Annotated in this window: 17 protein-coding genes; 6 read left to right on the top strand and 11 right to left on the bottom strand. The window is 58.1% G+C overall.

Annotation, left to right across the window (positions count from 1 at the left end; translation table 11 throughout):
- The first annotated feature begins 56 nt into the window (after positions 1-56).
- Positions 57-692 carry a trimeric intracellular cation channel family protein gene (locus G6L01_RS17185; RefSeq protein WP_012654642.1) on the top strand — a complete coding sequence of 212 codons (636 nt, stop codon included), beginning with the start codon at positions 57-59 and terminating at the stop codon, positions 690-692.
- Between the two features lie 64 nt (positions 693-756).
- On the opposite strand, the gene irrA is transcribed toward G6L01_RS17185, so the two are convergent.
- Positions 757-1,173, bottom strand: coding sequence for an iron response transcriptional regulator IrrA (irrA, locus tag G6L01_RS17180; protein ID WP_070147497.1), 417 nt, complete (start codon positions 1,171-1,173; stop codon positions 757-759).
- Between the two features lie 307 nt (positions 1,174-1,480).
- Between irrA and fabA the strand changes: the two genes are divergently transcribed.
- From fabA to fabI, 3 genes are read left to right on the top strand one after another with little or no spacing between them, the layout of a single operon-like run.
- A complete protein-coding gene (gene fabA / locus G6L01_RS17175) occupies positions 1,481-1,996 on the top strand; it encodes a 3-hydroxyacyl-[acyl-carrier-protein] dehydratase FabA (RefSeq protein WP_070163996.1) in 516 nt (171 codons plus the stop codon).
- A 34-nt stretch (positions 1,997-2,030) separates the two neighbouring features.
- On the top strand, positions 2,031-3,254 hold the full coding sequence (fabB, locus tag G6L01_RS17170; protein WP_070163997.1) for a beta-ketoacyl-ACP synthase I: 1,224 nt from the start codon (positions 2,031-2,033) through the stop codon (positions 3,252-3,254).
- 5 nt (positions 3,255-3,259) lie between these two features.
- Positions 3,260-4,066, top strand: a complete 807-nt coding sequence (gene fabI / locus G6L01_RS17165; protein ID WP_070163998.1) for an enoyl-ACP reductase FabI — start codon at positions 3,260-3,262, stop codon at positions 4,064-4,066.
- A gap of 73 nt (positions 4,067-4,139) precedes the next feature.
- Here the strand turns inward: fabI and G6L01_RS17160 are convergent, their stop codons facing one another.
- From G6L01_RS17160 to rimP, 9 genes are all read right to left on the bottom strand, one after another.
- Positions 4,140-5,156 (bottom strand): class I SAM-dependent methyltransferase, encoded by a 1,017-nt coding sequence (locus G6L01_RS17160; protein WP_070163999.1) that lies wholly within the window; start codon positions 5,154-5,156, stop codon positions 4,140-4,142.
- Between the two features lie 173 nt (positions 5,157-5,329).
- Positions 5,330-7,474: a polyribonucleotide nucleotidyltransferase gene (gene pnp / locus G6L01_RS17155; RefSeq protein WP_070164061.1), complete on the bottom strand. Its 2,145-nt coding sequence runs from the start codon at positions 7,472-7,474 to the stop codon at positions 5,330-5,332.
- Between the two features lie 434 nt (positions 7,475-7,908).
- Complete coding sequence (gene rpsO, locus G6L01_RS17150) at positions 7,909-8,178, bottom strand: 30S ribosomal protein S15 (protein ID WP_060719398.1); 270 nt, start codon at positions 8,176-8,178, stop codon at positions 7,909-7,911.
- A 204-nt stretch (positions 8,179-8,382) separates the two neighbouring features.
- Positions 8,383-9,312: a tRNA pseudouridine(55) synthase TruB gene (truB, locus tag G6L01_RS17145; protein WP_070164001.1), complete on the bottom strand. Its 930-nt coding sequence runs from the start codon at positions 9,310-9,312 to the stop codon at positions 8,383-8,385.
- Positions 9,313-9,316: 4 nt separating this feature from the next.
- A complete protein-coding gene (gene rbfA, locus G6L01_RS17140; RefSeq protein ID WP_012654633.1) occupies positions 9,317-9,730 on the bottom strand; it encodes a 30S ribosome-binding factor RbfA in 414 nt (137 codons plus the stop codon).
- A 164-nt stretch (positions 9,731-9,894) separates the two neighbouring features.
- Positions 9,895-12,675: a translation initiation factor IF-2 gene (gene infB, locus G6L01_RS17135; RefSeq protein ID WP_071206005.1), complete on the bottom strand. Its 2,781-nt coding sequence runs from the start codon at positions 12,673-12,675 to the stop codon at positions 9,895-9,897.
- Positions 12,676-12,778: 103 nt separating this feature from the next.
- Entirely contained in the window at positions 12,779-13,474 is a 696-nt protein-coding gene (locus G6L01_RS17130; protein ID WP_234891948.1) for an RNA-binding protein, read from the bottom strand.
- Complete coding sequence (gene nusA, locus G6L01_RS17125; RefSeq protein WP_070164003.1) at positions 13,474-15,090, bottom strand: transcription termination factor NusA; 1,617 nt, start codon at positions 15,088-15,090, stop codon at positions 13,474-13,476. Before nusA ends, G6L01_RS17130 begins: the two co-directional genes overlap by 1 nt.
- A gap of 58 nt (positions 15,091-15,148) precedes the next feature.
- Positions 15,149-15,763: a ribosome maturation factor RimP gene (gene rimP / locus G6L01_RS17120; protein ID WP_070164004.1), complete on the bottom strand. Its 615-nt coding sequence runs from the start codon at positions 15,761-15,763 to the stop codon at positions 15,149-15,151.
- A 302-nt stretch (positions 15,764-16,065) separates the two neighbouring features.
- Between rimP and G6L01_RS17115 the strand changes: the two genes are divergently transcribed.
- Complete coding sequence (locus tag G6L01_RS17115) at positions 16,066-17,694, top strand: MFS transporter (protein ID WP_081356527.1); 1,629 nt, start codon at positions 16,066-16,068, stop codon at positions 17,692-17,694.
- 83 nt (positions 17,695-17,777) lie between these two features.
- On the top strand, positions 17,778-20,285 hold the full coding sequence (locus G6L01_RS17110) for a beta strand repeat-containing protein (RefSeq protein WP_070164007.1): 2,508 nt from the start codon (positions 17,778-17,780) through the stop codon (positions 20,283-20,285).
- Between the two features lie 72 nt (positions 20,286-20,357).
- Here the strand turns inward: G6L01_RS17110 and G6L01_RS17105 are convergent, their stop codons facing one another.
- Positions 20,358-21,404, bottom strand: a complete 1,047-nt coding sequence (locus G6L01_RS17105) for a glycosyltransferase family 61 protein (RefSeq protein ID WP_070164008.1) — start codon at positions 21,402-21,404, stop codon at positions 20,358-20,360.
- Positions 21,405-21,444 lie beyond the last annotated feature (40 nt).

Here is a 21,444-nt window from a genome sequence, read left to right as displayed (position 1 = left end):
AGCACCGCTCATTTCGCGTCCATTTATCGGCAGATCATCGCAACGTCAGGGCCACTATGTCGCTTCTTCTTTATCTGGATTATGCAGGTGTTGCGCTATTTGCCGCCACCGGAGCTTTGGCCGCCTCCCGCAAACAGCTGGATCTGATCGGCTTCCTGTTTTTTGCCACGGTCACCGGTACAGGCGGCGGCACGGTGCGTGATATCATTCTTGGGCGCCTGCCGGTGTTCTGGGTGGTCAACCCGAGCTATATTCTGATCTGCTGCGCTGTCGGCGTGCTGGTGTTCTTCACCGCGCATCTGGTGGAATCGCGCTACAAGCTGCTGATCTGGCTCGATGCTATCGGGCTTTCCGCCTATTGCGTGATGGGAGCGGCCAAGGGAATGGCAGCGACCGGCTCGCCCACCATCGCTATCGTCACAGGCATGATGACGGCCACCCTGGGCGGCGTGTTGCGCGATCTGCTGGCCAATGAGCCTTCGGTGCTGCTGCGTCCGGAAATTTACATCACCGCAGCCTTGATCGGTGCCTGCGTGTTTACCGGGGCTTTCATGCTGGCTGCGCCCTTATACTGGGCGTCTGCAGGTGGGGTGCTGGCAGCCTTTATGGTGCGCGGCGGCGCATTGTATTTTGGCTGGACATTTCCGAGATATGGGCACCAGGCCGGTCGACATCCCGATGACGTGATGTGAAACGGATATGGTTTGCGCCGGTCATGGTCGCCACAACGGGCTTGGAGATCAGGACGGCTGGAGATCAAGCCTTGGGGCGCAGCCGGATCACCACGTCGACATGAGAAATTTCCATGCCTTCTGGCGGCGCAGGCAGGTTGCCAATTTCGATATTGCTGACCGGAATATCCAGAACCTCGTTGCGGCCCTCCACAAAAAAGTGGTGGTGATCCGACACATTGGTATCGAAATAGGTCTTGTTGCTCTCAACCGCCAGAACCCGGATCATGCCGGCCTCGGTAAACTGATGAAGTGTGTTGTAGACCGTGGCCAGAGAAACGGGCACGTCGGCAGCGACCGCTTCTTCGTGCAGTTCCTCGACGGTCAGATGGCGATCGCCCTTGGCAAACAACAGCGAAGCCAAGGCAACCCTCTGCCGTGTCGGCCGCAGACCCGACCGACGCAGTTTTGCTTCCACGTCCCTAGAGGCTTGCGCCATCATACCGGCGATCTCCGCATTGTCCCTTGAAATCTCACTATCATCGTACTGATATACCTGCTGACGGGCCTGCTTTCAATAGTTTGACGGCGGGTAAATCCAGTGAAAGCCCTTATATTGAGGCAGTTGACCGATTTTAGCACTGGTGGAGTATGGACGCTTCCTGTATTCGGTCGGCGGAAAGCGGCCAGGACAGAGGCCATACGACACTGCGTAAAGCGTTGGAATGAATTGGCATCGGCTTCAATTCGTCGCCATCTTGCTTTAAGTCTCCTAAGCGGAACGCCTGAAGGGGGGAATTGAAAGACCGATGAACGAAAAACAAACAAGCTATAATTACGACGAGATTCTCGCCTGCGGTCGGGGTGAACTGTTCGGCCAGGGCAATGCGCAATTGCCGCTGCCGCCCATGCTGATGTTCAATCGCATCACCGATATTTCGGAAACCGGCGGCCCGCATGACAAGGGCTATATCCGCGCCGAATTCGACATCACCCCCGATCTCTGGTTCTTCCCCTGCCATTTCCAGGGTGACCCGGTGATGCCGGGATGCCTTGGCCTGGATGCCATGTGGCAATTGACCGGCTTTTACCTCGGCTGGCTGGGCGAACCCGGCAAGGGCCGGGCGATCTCGACAGGCGAAGTGAAATTCACCGGCATGGTTACGCCATCCACCAAACTCGTGGAATATGGCATCGACTTCAAGCGCGTCATGCGCGGACGTCTGGTGCTGGGCATTGCCGACGGCTGGATGAAGGCCGATGGCGAGGTCATCTACAAGGCAACCGATCTGCGTGTCGGGCTTTTCAAGGAAAAGGCCGACTGAGCGCATCACCCCCACCAAGCAAAAGGTCGATTACATGAGACGGGTAGTAGTTACGGGTCTGGGCATTGTGTCCTCCATCGGCAATAATGCCGAGGAAGTGACGGCATCTCTCCGCGACGCCAGGTCCGGCATTTCCTTTTCTCCCGATTTTGCCGAGCATGGCTTCAAATGCCAGGTCTGGGGTCAGCCTTCGCTGGACACGACCGACCTTGTCGACCGGCGCGCCATGCGCTTCCTGTCCCAGGGCGGCGCTTGGAACCATGTCGCGATGAAGCAGGCGATTGCCGATTCGGGCCTGGAGGAAAAGGATTATTCCGCCAACGAGCGCACCGGCATCATCATGGGCTCGGGCGGTCCGTCGACCCGGCAAATCGTCGAGGCGGCCGATATTACCCGCCAGAACAAAAGCCCGAAGCGCATCGGACCGTTCGCCGTGCCAAAGGCAATGTCTTCCACCGCATCGGCGACGCTTGCCACCTGGTTCAAGATCCACGGCGTCAACTACTCGATCTCGTCGGCCTGCTCGACCTCGGCCCATTGCATCGGCAATGCCGCTGAAATGATTCAATGGGGCAAGCAGGATATCATGTTCGCAGGCGGCCATGAGGATCTTGATTGGTCGATGTCCGACCTGTTCGATGCCATGGGTGCCATGTCGACCAAATACAACGAGACGCCAGCTCTGGCTTCGCGTGCCTATGACACCAACCGCGATGGCTTCGTTATCGCTGGCGGCGCTGGTGTGCTGGTTCTGGAAGAGCTGGAACATGCCAAGGCGCGTGGTGCCAAAATCTATGCCGAACTCACCGGCTATGGCGCGACGTCGGACGGTTACGATATGGTCGCACCTTCAGGCGAAGGCGCGATCCGCTGCATGCGCCAGGCGCTCTCAACCGTGAAGGGTGATGTGGATTACATCAACACCCACGGCACATCGACACCCGTCGGCGACAGCAAGGAAATCGGCGCAATCCGCAGCGTCTTCGGTGACAAAATCCCACCGATTCAGTCCACCAAATCGCTGACCGGCCATTCGCTGGGAGCGGCTGGCGTGCAGGAATCGATCTACGGCCTGCTGATGATGCAGGAAGGCTTTATTGGCGAAAGTGCCCATATTACCGAACTCGATCCAGAATTCGAAGGCGTGCCTGTTGTGCGCAAACGGATCGACAATGCCAAGATCGACACAGTCCTGTCCAATTCCTTTGGTTTTGGTGGAACGAATGCGACGCTGGTGTTCGAGCGTCATAACGGATAACAGCGATGATCGCTTCCATGCAAGGTAAACGCGGGCTCATCATGGGCGTTGCGAACAATCACTCGATTGCCTGGGGCATTTCCCAGGCTCTCGCTTCCGCCGGTGCCGAGCTGGCCTTCACCTATCAGGGTGAAGCACTTGGCAAGCGCGTCAAACCGCTGGCTGCCCAGCTCGGCTCGGATCTTGTTCTGCCTTGTGATGTCGAGGATCTGGCCTCTGTTGATGCGACCTTTGCCGCGCTTAGAGAGCGCTGGGGCAAGCTCGATTTTGTCGTTCATGCCATCGGCTTTTCCGACAAGAATGAGCTCAAAGGCCTCTATGCCGACACATCGAGGGAAAATTTCACCCGCACCATGGTGATTTCCTGCTTCTCCTTCACGGAAATCGCCCGGCGTGCAGCCGACTTGATGACGGATGGCGGATCGCTGCTGACGCTCACCTATGGCGGGTCCACACGGGTCATTCCGAATTACAACGTCATGGGCGTTGCCAAGGCGGCACTGGAATCCTCCATGCGCTATCTGGCCAGCGATTACGGCCCGCGCGGCATTCGCGTCAACGCCCTTTCGGCTGGCCCGGTGCGCACACTGGCCGGTGCAGGTATTTCCGATGCCCGCGCCATTTTCAGCTGGAACCAGAAGAATGCGCCGCTGCGCCGCACGCCCACCATCGAGGACATCGGCGGGTCGGCGCTCTATCTGTTGTCGGATCTGTCCAGATGCGTGACGGGCGAAATCCATTACGTCGATGGTGGCTATAACATCACGTCACTGCCAGCCTTGGGCGTGTTGCGCAGCAATGACGCCGAATAGACACTGAAATTCACGTTCAAATAAAAAAGGCGCCAGGATCTCTCCCGGCGCCTTTTTTTTGTAATCGTTCGGCTTATTTCTTCGCCCACAGTACCTTGTAGCGGGCATTGCGGCAGGTCTCGCCATGCTGACGAAAATTGGCCCCCAGAACTGGCTCATAGGCTAGACCGCGATTGGCCACCATCAGCAGATCGCCGCCGCCGCGCAAAGCATCCGCCGCTGCCTTGATCATTGCCTCTCCAATCGACGGCTCCGTCGCATGGCCTTCGTGGAAGGGAGGGTTCATGATAACAAGATCGTATTTTTCCTTGGGCGGTTCAGTACCCAGATCTTGCCAGAAGAACCGTGCTGTCAGGTTAGGGCAGTTGCGGGCCAGATTCTTCTTCGCCTGTTCCAGCGAATCGTAATTGGCCTCGAACAGGTCGATACGGTTGGTGCGCCGCGCTTTCTCGGCCAGCATCACTGACAGATAGCCCCAACCCGCACCAAAATCGGCGGCATTGCCATCGAAATCCTCCGGCAGCCGGCTGACAAGCAGTTCAGAACCCGGATCGGCATGCATATGGGAAAACTGCCCGGCATAAGTTTCAAACCGGCCCTCGACCATGACCGGCTTGGAAGCGAGCGCGGCAATCGCGGCGGCCTTATCGTCAGGTACGGTGAACCACACGGCAATGCCGTGATACTTTGGCAGGGATTGCGGCTCAAGACCAAGGCGGTCGATCTGTTTGCGCAGCGGCTGAATTCCGTCTTCCTTGGCACCGGCCACAATGATGACGCCACCGGCCCGGACACGCGCCAGCGCTTCCGCGACGCGGTTTTCGTTGAGACCCTTGTGCTTGCCAGCCAGAACCAGCGCGCCGTCATAATCCTCACCTGCCACAACAGCAACCGGCGACTGACGGGCTGCCTCCAGGCGGCGAAAATCGGGTCGGAAACCTTGGACCACGGTCAATTCGGCACCAAAGCCTTCCGGCTTCACGAAGCCAGCCTCAGCGCCGAGAAACAGGAAGCGTTCGTCTTCGCCTGGAAGAGCAACAGCTTCGGTGACAAAGGGGTGAAAAATGGTCTTCAGGGTTTCGCGGCTCATGGCTCGGCAATCTCGTGATTAGACTCTGTCGGTTTCACGGCGAAACAGACAGTCTCTATTTTCTTTTGTTTTCGTTTGCCTTCGGGAAACCCAGTTTCCACGTTTTCTGACAAACTCCCGGATAAAAAAAGGCGCGGAAAATCTCCCGCGCCTCGTCATAGAATCAACCCCGCTTATTCAGCGGCAGCGTCGCCTTCGGCCTTCTTGTCGCCGACGATTTCCTTGCCGGTTGCCTGATCGACAACCTTCATGGACAGGCGAACCTTGCCACGCTCGTCAAAGCCCATCAGCTTGACCCAGACCTTGTCGCCTTCCTTGACCACATCCTGGGTCTTGGCAACGCGGTCCACAGCCAGCTGGCTGATATGGACGAGACCGTCACGAGAACCGAAGAAATTGACGAAAGCGCCGAAGTCAGCAGTCTTGACGACCGTGCCTTCATAGACAACGCCGATTTCAGGCTCGGCAACAATCGAATGAATCCACTTGCGGGCGGCTTCGATTTCCTTGCCGGAAGCAGATGCGATCTTGATCGTACCATCGTCTTCGATGTTGATCTTCGCGCCGGTCTTTTCGACGATTTCGCGGATAACCTTGCCGCCGGAACCGATGACTTCACGGATCTTGTCGACCGGGATGGTCATGACTTCGATGCGCGGTGCGAATTCGCCAAGCTGCGAGCGACCTTCGGTGATGGCATTGGCCATTTCGCCGAGGATGTGCTTGCGGCCATTCTGGGCCTGCGCCAGGGCAACCTTCATGATCTCTTCGGTAATACCGGCGATCTTGATGTCCATCTGCAGCGAGGTAATACCGGCTTCCGTGCCGGCAACCTTGAAGTCCATGTCACCGAGATGATCTTCATCGCCGAGAATGTCGGAAAGAACAGCAAAACGTTCGCCTTCCAGGATCAGGCCCATGGCAATACCGGCCACCGGCTTGGCCAGCGGAACGCCAGCATCCATCAGCGCCAGAGAGGTGCCGCAAACGGTTGCCATCGAGGACGAGCCGTTGGATTCGGTGATCTCGGAGACGACGCGTAGCGTGTAGGGGAACTGTTCCGGCGTTGGCAGCATCGGGCGAATAGCGCGCCATGCCAGCTTGCCATGGCCGATTTCGCGGCGGCCCGGGGAGCCCATGCGGCCAGTTTCACCAACCGAATAGGGAGGGAAGTTGTAATGCAGAAGGAAACGTTCCTTGTACATGCCCGTCAGGCTATCGACATACTGTTCGTCTTCACCGGTGCCGAGCGTGGCAACCACGATGGCCTGGGTTTCGCCGCGGGTAAACAGCGCCGAACCGTGGGTGCGTGGCAGGATACCGACTTCCGAGACGATCGCACGGACCGTTTCGAGATCACGGCCATCGATACGGCTCTTGGTGTCGAGAATGTTCCAGCGAACGATCTTGGCTTGCAGATGCTTGAAGACCGCGCCGATCACTTCGTTGGTGTATTTAGGTTCTGCACCTTCTGGGAAGAAATGTGCCTTGACCTTGGCCTTCACAGCATCGACGGCCGTATAACGATCAGCCTTCTGGGTGATCTTGTAGGCGTCGCGCAGTTCGGCTTCGGCAATCGAGAGCATTTCGGCTTCGAGAGCGGAATGATCTTCCGGTTCGAATTCGCGCGGTTCCTTGGCAGCCACTTCGGCGAGCTTGATGATCGCGTCGATGACCGGCTGGAAGCCACGGTGACCGAACATCACAGCGCCGAGCATGATGTCTTCGTTCAGTTCCTTGGCTTCAGATTCGACCATAAGGACGGCGTCCTGCGTACCGGCAACCACGAGGTCGAGAACGGACTCATCCATCTCGTCGAGATGCGGGTTGAGGACGTACTCGCCATTGATATAGCCGACGCGTGCGCCGCCGACCGGGCCCATGAACGGTACGCCAGACAGTGTCAGGGCAGCCGAAGCGGCAACCATCGACAAGACGTCCGGATCGTTTTCAAGGTCATGCTGGATAACGGTAACAACGACCTGGGTGTCGTTCTTGTAGCCTTCCGGGAAAAGTGGGCGGATCGGGCGGTCGATCAGGCGGGAAACCAGGGTTTCCTTTTCGCTCGGGCGGCCTTCGCGCTTGAAATAGCCACCCGGGATTTTACCGGCGGCATAGGTCTTTTCCTGATAGTTGACGGTGAGCGGGAAGAAATCCTGACCCGGCTTCGGCGACTTGGCGGAAACGACGGTGGCCAGAACAACGGTTTCGCCGTAGCTGGCGAGAACGGCGCCGTCAGCCTGACGGGCGATCTTGCCGGTTTCCAGCTTCAGCGGCCGGCCGGCCCACTCGATTTCAACGCTGTGAACATTAAACATATCTTGTCCTTCATATGCGCTGGCGGCTTTTCTGCCAAAGACATCAAAGCCGCAGTCAGACGCATCGTGCTGAACCATCACGGGCAAGACAGTGGGAGGCTTCAATGATCCCTTCCGGAGGCATCCAGACCAGAGATCCGCCTTTCGGCGCAAGCATCCAACAATCCTGCCCCATGACAGGCCATCGGTTGTCGTCGGCAGTACCGGCCCATCCGGACTGCCTGGTTTGCAATGCCTTGAGCTTTTCAAAGCTCTGGGCAGGTTGCAACATCTCCATGCGGTGCATGGCCTTTCCCGGATCCATACGACCCAGGCTTCATTCAGTCTGTCAGCGGGCAGAATTGCCGCGCAAACCTTTCAAGCCGGAGCCTTTTCAGCGCCCCGGAAAAAGTACCGGCGGGTCCTTCCTTATCGGAAGCCCGCCGGTCCAGTCTTTAGCGGCGAATGCCGAGGCTCGCAATCAGCTTGCTGTAACGGCCTTCGTCCTTCTTCTTCAGATAATCAAGAAGCGAACGGCGGGTGGATACCAGCGTCAGAAGGCCACGACGGGAGTGGTTGTCCTTCTTGTGGCCCTTGAAGTGCTCGGTCAGATTGGTGATCCGCTCGGTCAGGATAGCGACCTGGACTTCCGGCGAACCTGTGTCGCCTTCGTTGGTTGCGTATTCCTTGATGAGGGCTGCCTTGCGCTCTGCAGTAATCGACATCGTATGTCCTTTCTTGAAAGGGAGGATTCGGACGCCTGCGGCCGGGATGTCGTCCAGCGGAGGCCATGAATGCACGCATAGTTCTGCAATGCTGGGGCCGCCTATATACTATTCCGGCAGCCAAGGGAAGAGGTGCGCTTGGCCAGCAAATCAAGCAATAAGCATGATGCTTTCCCGTCCAACGACAGACGGAAAAGCTGAATATCAGGCAAAAACCCGCTTCGGGCGAAACTCGCCTTCACCGATTTCGCCGATCGCCACCAGCTTACCACCGGCCAGTGCGACCGCTTCCGGTTCTGCCACTGGCGCATCGCGACCGCGCAGAATGATTGGATTGCCCATCCGCAACCGATGCGCCTGATCGTCGCTGATCCGGATTTGCGGCAGCGACATCAGCGCCTCACCAGTGTCAAACAGGAAAGCATCGAGTGCTGCCAACCGCTCGTCACGATCCTCGATCTTTTCCAGCTCCACGAGGTCTTCGAGCGGCACCATCATGTCTTCGGCAAACGGCGCGACGAAAGAGCGCCGCAGCTCCGAAATATGGCCGTAGCAGCCAAGATCACGGCCCATGTCGCGCGCCAACGAACGCACATAGGTGCCCTTACCGCATTCGACCTCGAAATAGGCGCAGTCGCGGTCGGCCCTCAGCAGGGTCAGCCGATGAATTTCCACCTCGCGGGAGGGAATATCGACCACCTCGCCTTCACGGGCCAGATCATAAGCACGCTCCCCGGCAATCTTGATGGCCGAAAACTGCGGGGGGATCTGGTTGATCACCCCGGTATAATGCGGCAGCAAAGCGCGGATCTGTTCTTCGGTCGGGCGTTGGTCGGAAGTTTGGGTTGCCTCGCCTTCCAGATCGTCGGTCGAGCGTTCTTCGCCCCAGGTGACGGTGAATTCGTAGATCTTGCGGCCATCCATGACGTAGGGAACCGTCTTGGTGGCATCGCCCAGCGCAATCGGCAACATGCCGGAGGCCAGCGGATCGAGCGTTCCGGCGTGACCCGCCTTCTGGGCGTTGAACAGCCATTTGATCTTGCCGACGGCCTCGGTCGAGCCGTAATCCACGGGCTTGTCGAGGATAAGCCAGCCGGAAACCGGACGGCCCTTGGGTTTTCTGGGTTTGGACATCGTCTTATTCGTCTTCTTGCTTGTCTTCGTCTGGCCCCAGATCGCGCGCCACTTCCGGCGAGCGCAGCAGCGCATCGATTTTCTGATAATTGTCGAAGCTGGTATCGTCGCGGAACCGCACTTCCGGCATATATTTCATCTGCCGCAACTGGCCACCGATCCGACCGCGAATATATTTCGCGTGGCGGTTCAACGCAGCGATCACCGTGTCATGGTCGCTGACGCCGAGCGGCGAGACATAGGCGGTGGCGACCTTCAGATCAGTCGACATCCGCACTTCGGAAATCGAAATAACGGTCTTTTCAATCAGGTCATCACGCACTTCGCCGCGTTGCAGAACCTGGGTAATGGCGGCGCGGACCTGTTCGCCAACGCGCAACATGCGCTGCGATGGCGCGGAATTTGTTGGTTTGCTCATTATCGTTTCTCATTTGCCTTCAAACAGGCGGGTGGGGATCGAACCCTGGGACTGATCAACCTCATCTTCCTGAAGAAGACACGAGGCTCAAACAGCTTTCGTTTTCACACATGTGAACAGAAAGGCCGCTCGAAAAAGCGGCCTTTCTGGATGGTAACCGCTGATTACAGCGTACGGGTGATATGCTCGACGCGGAAGCACTCGATGGTGTCGCCAGCGCGGATGTCTTCGTAGTTTTCGAAGGCCATGCCACATTCCTGGCCCATCGGCACGTCTGCCACTTCGTCCTTGAAGCGCTTGAGTGTCTTGAGCTTGCCTTCGTGGATAACGACGTTGTCGCGCACCAGACGCACACCTGCGCCACGCTCGACCTTGCCCTCGACAACACGGCAACCGGCAACCTTGCCCGTTTTCGTGATGTTGAACACTTCGAGGATCTCGGCATTGCCGAGGAAGGTTTCGCGGCGTTCCGGCGACAACAGACCCGACATCGCTGCCTTCACGTCATCCACCAGATCGTAGATGATGTTGTAGTAGCGGATTTCAGTGCCGGTGCGTTCGGCCAAGGCCCGAGCCTGAACGTTTGCACGAACGTTGAAGCCGATGATCGCGGCGTTGGATGCTTCGGCCAGCGAAATATCCGATTCCGTGATGGCACCGGCGCCCGAATGGACGATCCGGGCCCGCACTTCGTCTGTTCCGAGCTTGTCGAGCGCTGCGACGATGGCTTCGACAGAACCCTGAACGTCGGCCTTGATGACCAGCGGGAATTCCTTGAAGCCGGTATCCTGCAGCTTGCTCATCATCTGCTCAAGCGAACCGCGCTGACCGGACTGGCGGGCAGCGGCCTTGTCGCGGGCCAGACGCTGACGGTATTCCGAGATTTCACGGGCGCGGGCTTCGCTTTCAACCACGGCGAACTTGTCACCGGCGGCAGGCGTACCTGACAGACCGAGAACCTCGACCGGCATGGCAGGCCCTGCTTCCTTGACGTGACCACCCTTGTCGTTGACCAGGGCGCGCACGCGGCCCCACTGATCGCCAGCGACGATGATCTGACCTGGACGCAGCGTGCCCTTCTGAACCAGAACGGTGGCAACGGCGCCACGGCCCCGATCGAGCTGGGCTTCAATGACCAGACCTTCGGCAGTCCGGCTCGGATCGGCCTTCAGGTCGAGAATTTCGGCCTGAAGAAGCACGGCTTCCAGCAGCTTGTCGAGATTGAGCTTGTTCTTCGCCGACACTTCGACGTCGAGCACTTCACCGCCCATGGATTCGACGAACACTTCGTGCTGGAGCAATTGCTGGCGCACTTTTTCCGGGTTGGCCTCATGCTTGTCGATCTTGTTGATCGCCACGATGATCGGCACATTGGCCGCCTTGGCGTGGTGGATCGACTCGATCGTCTGCGGCATGACGCTGTCATCGGCGGCAACCACCAGGATGGCAATGTCGGTCGCCTGGGCACCACGAGCACGCATCGCCGTGAAGGCGGCGTGGCCGGGGGTGTCGATGAAGGTGATCTTGTGGCCGTTCTGCTCCACCTGATAGGCGCCGATATGCTGGGTAATGCCACCGGCTTCACCCGAAACGACGCTGGTCTGACGAATGGCGTCGAGCAACGAGGTCTTGCCGTGGTCGACGTGACCCATGATGGTCACGACCGGCGGACGCGACACCATTTCGCCTGCGTCGTCCTTGACGTCGAAAATGCCTTCTTCAACGTCGGATTCGGAAACGCGCTTGACGGAATGGCCAAATTCGGTGGCGATCAATTCGGCCAGATCGGCGTCGATGACGTCGCCCGGCTTCATCATCTGACCTTCCTTCATCAGGTACTTGATCACATCGACGGCCCGTTCGGACATGCGCTGCGACAATTCCTGAATGGTGATGGTTTCCGGCAGAACCACTTCGCGCATGACCTTTTCGCGGGGTTCCTGCATCTGGCTGCGGCGGAATTTCTCCTGGCGACGGCGCATGGCCGACAGCGACCGGCCACGCGCATTGCCGTCTTCATCGACAGCGGCGGTGGTGACAGTCAGCTTGCCACGGCGGCGCTCATCCTCGGTTTTGGGGCGAGCCGGAACCTTGGCAGGCTCGGGACGCACGACCTTGCCGCGCACCGGACCGCCACGGGCGGGACCGCGATTTTCATCTTCTTCGCCTTCCGGCTTGCGACCGCGCACAAAGCTCGGAGCAGGCGCGCCAGCAGCCGGTCTGGCACCAGCGGGCGACGGCGCCCGGGCAGCAGGCTCGGCAGGACGCGGGGTTTCCGCAACAGGCGCGACTGGCTCTGCGACAGGCTCAGGCGCATTCTTGGCTTCAAGCGCACGGGCCTTGTCTTCTTCGGCCTGGCGAATGGCTTCCAGAGCAGCAAGACGCTGACGCTCGACCTCTTCAGCCTGACGGCGAACCTCTTCCTCGGCACGGCGCTTGGCGTCCTCGACTTCGCGGACCTGGGCTTCAGCCAGAGCGCGGCGGCGAGCATCCATTTCGCTGGCGGACAAATCGTGCAGTACCGCGCCACGCGGCCGGTCGGGCTGGCGGCTCGGCTGGCTCGACGCCTGCGGACGGTTCTGCTGGCCTGGATGGCGCTGCTGCGAATATTGATTTGTCTGTTGAACGCGCTGCGGCGGAGCGGCTGGGCGCGGTGCCTGCGGTGCAGCGGCGACTGGCGCCGGAGCCTGCACAGGGGCTGGCGTCTGCACGGGGGCAGCAGCTGCTGTTGCCGGTGCATCGTCGCCAACGCGACCCTGCGGCTGGCCTGCACGTTCGTCTTCAGGACGGGTCGGGCGGCGCTTGCGCGTCTCGACCACAACGGCCTTCGTGCGACCGCGACCCATATCTTGGCGCACGGTACCCTGGTTCACTCCCGTCGGCTTGAGCGTGAGTGTCTTCTTGCCCGTAACGCTGAGTGTCTTGTCGTCTTTGCTGTCGGTCATTCCGTTCCCGTTCCTTCGAGCGAGGCCGGATGACTACCGCATCAGACCACGCCGTTCACATACTGTCCTACACCACGGAGGCCGGTTTGCACCGGTGACCGCGTCATTGTGGTTTACGGCCAGCGCTACTTGCCATCCGCGGCGAAAGGCCACGATAGGTTTCAAGCAGAGTTGCGCGCTTCACTACACCTTCACCCGCCTGTCCTGCAAGCGCGCAGGCATGGATAAAAGCGTTCTGGCCCATCAGTTCTTGCATTTCCGCCTCGGAAAAGAGCCGATAAGAACGAATTTCCTCATCCGTTTCCATTCCGAGATGCCAGGCCTTGCGGGCCTGGTCCAGTTTTCGAACGCCATCTGCGGCGGCATCGGTGGCGTGAAACACGCCAAGCGCGGCACCGCTGCGGATCGCGAGATCGACCTTGGCCGACCCTGTTACAAACTGGCCCGCCTTGCGCGCCAGGTTCATCATTCCCGCCACCTGCTGAACAAGCAGCCTGTCGACACGCGCTCCCATTTCGGGATCCACGGTGACATCCGCCTTCAAGGCACGGGCGAAAAGCTTTTTCGCCCGTGCCTTGTCCACGGCCTCGCGGGAAACGGACACCCAGCAGCCACGGCCGGGCAATTCCCGTTTCAAATCCGGCACGAGCGTCCCATCAGGGCCCGCCACGAACCGGATCAGTGTATCTGGCGTTCCCGGCTGGCGGGTGACGATGCAAGTCCGGTCGTTCTGACCGTCCTTTACCGCCTTCACCGGCTTTGCCGGACGCCCTTCCTCCAAAGATGGATCGGAGGCCATCACGAGCCCTGCTCAGCCTCTTGCGCCTCATCCTCGACGACTTCTGCCTCAGCCTCGGCGGCAATATCCGCTTCGGTGATCCAGCCAGCCGCCAGACGAGCCTGAACGATCATTTGTTCCGCCTCGGTGCGCGAAATGTCGATTTTCGAGAACAGACCCTCGAATTTCTTGGTCTCGCCATCCTTACGCTCACTCCAGCCGATCAGGTCGTCGGCAGCACAGCCGGCGAAATCCTCGACCGTCTTGATGCCGTCTCCCCCGAGCGCAACCAACATCTGCGTTGTCATGCCATCGATGCTGCGCAGCTCGTCGGACACGCCAAGCGCCTTGCGCTTGGCATCCAGTTCGGCTTCCAGCTTTTCGAGATATTCGCGGGCGCGGGTCTGGATTTCTTCTGCGGTATCGCCGTCGAAACCATCGATGGAAGCGATTTCCTCCAGATCGACATAGGCCAGCTCTTCAACCTGGGCAAAGCCTTCCGACGCCAGAACCTGACCGACCATTTCATCGACGTCGAGCGCATCCATGAACAGGTTGGTGCGTTCGTTGAATTCCTTCTGACGGCGCTCGGACTCTTCCGCTTCCGTCATGATGTCGATATCCCAGCCGGTCAGCTGCGACGCCAGACGGACATTCTGGCCGCGGCGACCGATGGCCAGCGACAGCTGCTCATCGGGAACCACGACTTCGATGCGCTCGGCATCTTCGTCCAGCACGACCTTGGCGACTTCTGCCGGTTGAAGCGCGTTGACGATGAAGGATGCCGGGTCTGCCGACCACGGAATGATGTCGATCTTTTCGCCCTGCAATTCACCGACCACGGCCTGAACGCGCGAACCACGCATACCGACGCAAGCACCGACTGGATCGATCGAGCTGTCGTTGGAAATCACCGCGATCTTGGCGCGTGAACCCGGATCACGGGCCACCGACTTGATCTGGATGACGCCGTCGTAGATCTCAGGTACTTCCATGGTGAACAGCTTCACCATGAATTGCGGATGGGTGCGCGACAGGAAAATCTGCGGGCCACGCTGTTCGCGGCGCACGTCATAGACATAGGCGCGAACGCGATCACCGTAACGCATGGTTTCGCGCGGGATCATTTCATCACGGCGGATAATGCCTTCGCCACGACCGAGATCAACGATGACATTGCCATATTCGACGCGCTTGACCGTGCCGTTGATGATTTCGCCGACGCGATCCTTGAACTCGTCGAACTGCCGATCACGCTCGGCTTCGCGCACTTTCTGCACGATGACCTGCTTGGCGGACTGGGCGGCGATACGGCCAAAATCCATCGGCGGCAGCGGATCGGCAATGTAATCGCCCAGCTTGGCGTCGACATTGCGGTCGCGCGCCAGCTCGAGTGCGATCTGGGTGCCGTAATCCTCGACCTTTTCGACCACTTCGAGCAGGCGCTGCAGACGGATCTCGCCGGTCTTGGAGTTGATGTCGGCGCGAATATTGGTCTCGGAACCGTAACGCGAACGCGCGGCCTTCTGGATGGCGTCAGCCATCGCAGCAAGCACGATTTCGCGGTCGATGACTTTTTCGCGTGCGACCGCATCCGCGATCTGCAACAGCTCGAGCCGATTAGCACTGACTGCCATTGTTTAAAGTCTCCGTCTTCCTGCCTGGGGCATGTTCGCCTGCCAGGCGCGTTATCGGTTATTGGTCTTCGCCGGTTTCGTCATTCTGGTTTGCAGCTTCAGCCGCGGCCTTTGCCTGCTTGTCGGCGCGCAGCGCATCGCGCACCAGATCATCCGTCAGGATCAGCTTAGCCTCGGCCAATGCCGTGAACGGGATGGTAAGCCGTGGCTCCTCCCCGTTGGCGACCTGATCGCGTTCCAGAACGAAACCTTCTGGGGTGACATCCGCAATCTTGCCACGAAACCGCTTGCGATTGTCGATCAGAATGGACGTTTCGCATTTCAGCAGGTTGCCCTGCCAGCGCGTGAAATCGGATGCGCGCACCATCGGACGGTCGATACCGGGCGACGAGACTTCCAGATGATACTCCTTATCGACCGGATCTTCCACATCCAGAACCGGAGAAATCGCCATGGACAATTCCTCGCAATCCTCGACGGTCATCGTACCGTCCTTGCGCTCGGCCATGACTTGCAGGGTCATGCCGTTCTGGTTGAGGATCCGCACGCGAACGAGCTTGAAACCAAGCTCGACGATCACGGGCTCAATGATATCGGCGATACGCCGGTCGAGGCCGGTTTCGGTAATCAGACGTGGCTCGGGTGCCTCATCGGCTGGCACGTGTTCGGACAAACCTGTCCTCCTCGGTATGGAGCTTCATGGTCCATCGCCAACAAAAAAGAGCGGGTCCTTGCGGGCCCACTCTTCATCTGGCGATCAAGAATTTGAACGCCGTATACGCCCTTAGCGTCAACAATGCAAGCATTTCAGAAAAGTCGATCCAATCGCCTTCAAACGCAGATGTGAGCTGATTTTGCCCAAATAAGGACTGGTTTCTTGGCTTCAAGGCATTAGGTTGTGCAACAGGCGATTAGCCTTCCTGCCAGCTGCCTTTCATCGTCCATCCCAGCCTGCAACCGATCGAGCGGAAAACCGTGCCGGACAGAAAATCATCATTGGCGCCCTTCAAGAACCAGATCTTTCTGACGATCTGGCTGGCCAGCATCACCTCCAATTTCGGCGGCCTGATCCAGGATGTCGGCGCCGCCTGGATGATGACATCAATCTCCTCTTCGGAAAGCATGGTGGCGCTGGTCCAGGCCTCCAATACCGCGCCGATCATGCTGTTTTCGCTGGTGGCTGGCGCGCTTGCCGATGGGTTTGATCGCCGCCGGGTGATGCTGTTTGCGCAGGTCTTTCTGTTGACCGTCTCGGCGCTTCTGTCGCTCTTCACATGGTTTGGCCTCTTGACCCCGTGGTCGCTTCTGGCCTTCACCTTTCTGATCGGCTGCGGAACGGCCTTGAACAGCCCGGCCTGGCAAGCCTCGGTCGGCGATATCGTCGGGCGCGAAGACCTGCCCTCTGCCGTCTCGCTCAACAGCATGGGCTTCAACATCACCCGCAGCGTCGGCCCCGCCATTGGCGGCCTGATCGTCGCCCTGGCAGGCGCGGCGACGGCCTTTGCTATCAATGCCGTCAGTTACCTGGCGATGATCTATGCTTTGTTTCGCTGGAAGCCGGTTTATCCGAAAAATACCCTACCCCGCGAAAATCTCGGCCACGCCATCGCCGCTGGCCTGCGCTACATGGCCATGTCGCCCAACCTGATGAAAGTGCTGTTTCGCGGCTTTTTCTTCGGCTTTTGCGCAACCGCGATCCTGTCGCTGCTGCCGCTGGTGGTGAAGGACAATCTGGGTGGCGGCCCGCTGGCCTATGGCGGATTGCTGGGCGCTTTCGGGATTGGTGCCATTGCCGGTGCGATCTCCAATGCCCGTATTCGTGAAAAGCTGAGCAGCGAACAGATCGTCAGCTGTTCCTTCGCCGGCTTCGCGCTGGCCTCCGTTCTGACCGGCATCAGCCATCATTTCTGGCTGACGGCCCCTGCCCTGGTTCTGGCCGGAGCCTGCTGGGTGCTGTCCCTGTCGCTGTTCAATACGGTGGTGCAGCTTTCGACCCCGCGTTGGGTGGTGGGCCGGGCGCTGTCGCTCTACCAGACCGCCACCTTCGGCGGCATGGCGGGCGGAGCCTGGATCTGGGGCCTGCTGGCCGAATCCGGCAGCGCAGGTCATGCCCTGGTGATGGCGGCGGGACTGATGGCTCTCGGTGTCGGCATTGGTCTCGCCTTGCCGATGCCCGCCTTTGCGACACTCGATCTCAACCCGCTCAACCGTTTCAACGAACCGCCCCTGCGGCTGGATATCCGCCCACGCAGCGGCCCGATCGTTATCCAGATCGATTTCGAGATCGACGACAAGGACGTGCCGGAATTCCTAGAGGTTATGGTCGAGCGCAGGCGCATCCGTCTGCGAGATGGCGCGCAGAACTGGGCGCTAATGCGCGACCTGGAAAACCCTGACATTTGGACGGAAACCTATCACACCCCGACCTGGGTCGATTACGTGCGCCACAACCACCGCCGCACCAAGGCCGATGCCGAAATCACCGACCGATTGGGAGACCTGCACAAAGGCTCAAAACCACCGCATGTCCACCGGATGATCGAGCGCCAGACCATCCCGCCTGCCGACGACATATTCCACAAACCGCATATCGATCATCATTGAATTATTTTTAGTATGTAATTTTCACACTACACAACCAAATTTAAACGTGCAAACTATTCCTGTTTCAATCAGGGGCGGTTTAAATGGTATATATTTTGGGTGGAAGTGGCAATGATACGATCACAGGTACGTCTGGCTATGACAGCCTCTACGGAGGCCTGGGCGACGACACCATCAATGGTGGCGCAGATTACGACACGCTCTCCGGGGATGAGGGAAATGATGTGATTTCAGGAGAAGACGGCTCCGATTTCATGATGGGAGGCTCAGGCAACGACAGCCTTTCAGGCGATGCCGGTGACGATAATCTTTATGGGGAAGACGGCAATGACAGTCTTTTCGGCAATGCCGGTGACGATGATCTGAATGGGGGAGCCGGGGCCGATATTCTGAACGGCGGCGATGGCACGGATACTGTCAATTATTGGTCAAGCGATGCGATCAATATAAACCTCGCGACGGGAGTGGCGAGTGGAAGCGATGCGCAAGGCGATACCTTTGTCAGCATTGAGGTCATCAGTGCATCAAACCAAGACGATGTTCTTGTCGGCGACGATAATGACAATATCTTCAAGGGCGGCTATGGCAGTGATACCATTCATGGTGGCGACGGCGATGACACGTTAGCCGGCGGCTGGGATGCGGATGTGATCAATGGCGGGAACGGCTCCGACACCGCAAGTTTCTTCGACAATATGGCTGTGGTCGTCAACCTCAAAACCGGCGAGATGAGCGGCGATGCCCAAGGTGATGTCCTGATCGACATCGAAAACCTCATGGGCTCCTACTATGACGACACCCTTACCGGTGACGACGGCGATAACGTTATCGACGGATATTACGGTTGGGACCTTTTGGATGGCGGCTTGGGCGCCGACACACTCAAGGGTGGAGAGGGCGGCGGCGGCGGCGCCGCAGTCTACACCTACTCGAACGAAGCTGTGCAGATCAACATCGACACCGGCATTAACACCGGCGGTTATGCCGAAGGTGATGTTTTCGATAGAATACTTCAGGTCTATGGCTCTGCTTTCAATGACACATTCACCGCCTCGAAAGATGCCCGATTTGCAGGCGGCCTGGGTGACGATCACTACATTGTCAACAATTCCTCCATTTATCTGATCGAACAGGAGGGCGAGGGCATCGACACCGTGACCACCGGGTTAAACAGCTATGATCTGAGCGAGAATTTTGAAAACCTCACTTACACCGGTACGGCCAATTTCACTGGATCTGGAACGGTGGCCGATAACGTGATGATCAGCGGGGCCGGTGCGGATTACCTGTTTGGAAACAACGGTAATGATACACTGATCGGTGGTGCAGGCGCAGACAAGTTAAGCGGTGGCGGTGACAATGATACATCCAGCTATCGTGACTCGACGTCAGCGGTTACTGTCAATCTGACTACGGGTCTTGCGCAAGGTGGATTTGCACAAGGAGATACGTTTATCTCTATAGAAAGCCTGGAAGGTTCTGCATATAATGATACGCTGACCGGCAACAGAGAAGGCAATACACTGCGCGGCGGCGATGGCGGCGATGTATTGGACGGCGCGGCGGGCAGCGATACGGCGAGTTACCTGGATTCGACCAGTGCGGTCACAGTTAATCTCCAAACCCGCACGCTATCCGGCGGATATGCGAATGGAGATACCATCATCTCCATCGAAAATCTGGAAGGCTCAACCTATGCTGACAGCCTGACGGGAGACGATCAGGCTAACGTTCTAACCGGCGGAACGGGTGCAGACCTTCTGGATGGCGGAGCCGGTTCCGATACGGCAAACTATAGCGACTCCACCGCAGGTGTGATCGTCAATCTCGTAACTGGCCAAACAGCCGGTGGCTCGGCAGAGGGCGACGTCCTCGTCTCGATAGAGAACATCACGGGCTCCAGCGAATCGGATTACCTTACGGGCAATGATGGTAGCAATGTGCTTTCAGGTGGAGAAGGCGATGACCATCTGATCGGCGGTAGCGGCGACGATCTGCTGAACGCAGGCAGCGGCACGGACATTCTGGATGGCGGCGACGGTAACGATACCGCAAGTTACGCTGACTCTTCCGTTGGTATCAGCGCAAGCCTCTCCGGAGACACTGGCGTCGGCGGTTCGGCAGAAGGTGATGTGCTGATCTCCATAGAAACGCTGGAGGGTTCCGTTTACGCCGACACTCTTTCGGGAAGCGGATATGCGGACGTTCTTAAGGGTGGCGAGGACGCTGATACGCTCTTTGGTCTTGATGGTAACGATTCGCTTCATGGCGATGGCGGCGATGACGTCCTTTATGCGGACGCTGGCGATGACACGCTTGCCGGCGGTGAAGGCGACGATGCCCTCTATGGTGGTGAAGGCAGCGACGTTTTCGTGTTCAACTCTAACTATGACAATGATGTGATTTTCGACTTCGACTCGTCGGCGGATTCGATCGACCTGACCAGCATGGGCTTTGCCACCGTCAGTGACGCCGCCGCCTATGCAACCGAGATCGAAGGCGGCGTGCTGTTCACCTTCAGTCACGTGGATACGCTGACAGTGTATGGCTTGAACTATGCAAGCCTGACATCCAGCGACGCGCTAATGTAAAAATCGACTAGTGGCCGGGGTGCTTTCGCCCCGGCCACATACTCCGGCGTCAATTTTGATTTCATCGGCCGGTCATGCAGTCAAGACCTTTTCCAACAGGGCAAGATCGACGATCTGCCACATATCGTTTCTGACCTTGACCTCTTTCGCTGTCCCGTCAGCGTTCTGGCCGGGCCTATCGGGATTAATGATTGCCGTATAATCCAGTCGTTTTTCCTGGGAAATTCGCGCATAGCAGGCATTGATGCAGTTGACCTGGAACAGTTCGATAACCCTGGTTTTGGCGCCGGGCTGGCAATAAACAAGATTTGCCAAACCCGCGCCATGCGGAGCAACAATGACCTCGGCATCGCGGAAAGCCACGACCTGTTCCTTTACGGAAAGCTCACCAGGTGTGATGATTTCAAATCCACGGCTTTCGAGGAACGTGCAGACGGCCTTCTCATTGACAACTCGGCGCACATCGCCCGCATCCAGGCGCGAAACATAGAGCTTGCGGCTAAACCGGCGATCAATTGTGACTCGCTGCGCAAGCGCCTCGAATTCCGCGATGACGGCTGGATGAGGCAGATGAGCAAAGCCGCCGCCGATCAGATTGCTGGTGGTGCAGTCGTCGACATGCAAAACATCGTGATAATCCATCTCGAGCAATCGCCCATTGAATCCGGTGAGCGAAAGAACTTCATTCCTCCACCCGTTCATACGCGGCATTGCCAATAAAATATTACTGTCATCGCGATGTTTTTTATAAATCAACAGGCAGCCGACAGCCTGAAACGTCCAGTGATAATAGTTTTTGTACCAACCATTGCCAATGATAAGCGGAGATATCCCCTCTATCTGAGATATTTTCGCATTTTTAGGCACCAATTCATCGACTATATCTGGATATACGCCATAGAGCGTGTGCTTGATATCCCCGAAATTTTTCGATTTTATCGCACCGCACCAGCCCAGAACGAAGGATTCCCCAAGCCTGCGAAAGGTGATTTCCGGGCTAATATAACCAAGCGGAATGTCCTGTCGAAATGCCTCCAGTTCGTCGTCACCCTCAGCATCGGCGGCAACGTAAATTTCAGGTGTCCAGGAACGCACTTCAGCGGCTGCGATGTTCAGCATTGTTTTTACATCTCTTTACTCAAAAAAATATCGAGAAACT

The organism is Agrobacterium vitis, from assembly GCF_013337045.2.
GTDB lineage: Bacteria > Pseudomonadota > Alphaproteobacteria > Rhizobiales > Rhizobiaceae > Allorhizobium > Allorhizobium vitis_B.
Note: the sequence above shows the minus strand (reverse complement) of the source record. Positions and strands in the feature narration are given on the sequence as shown.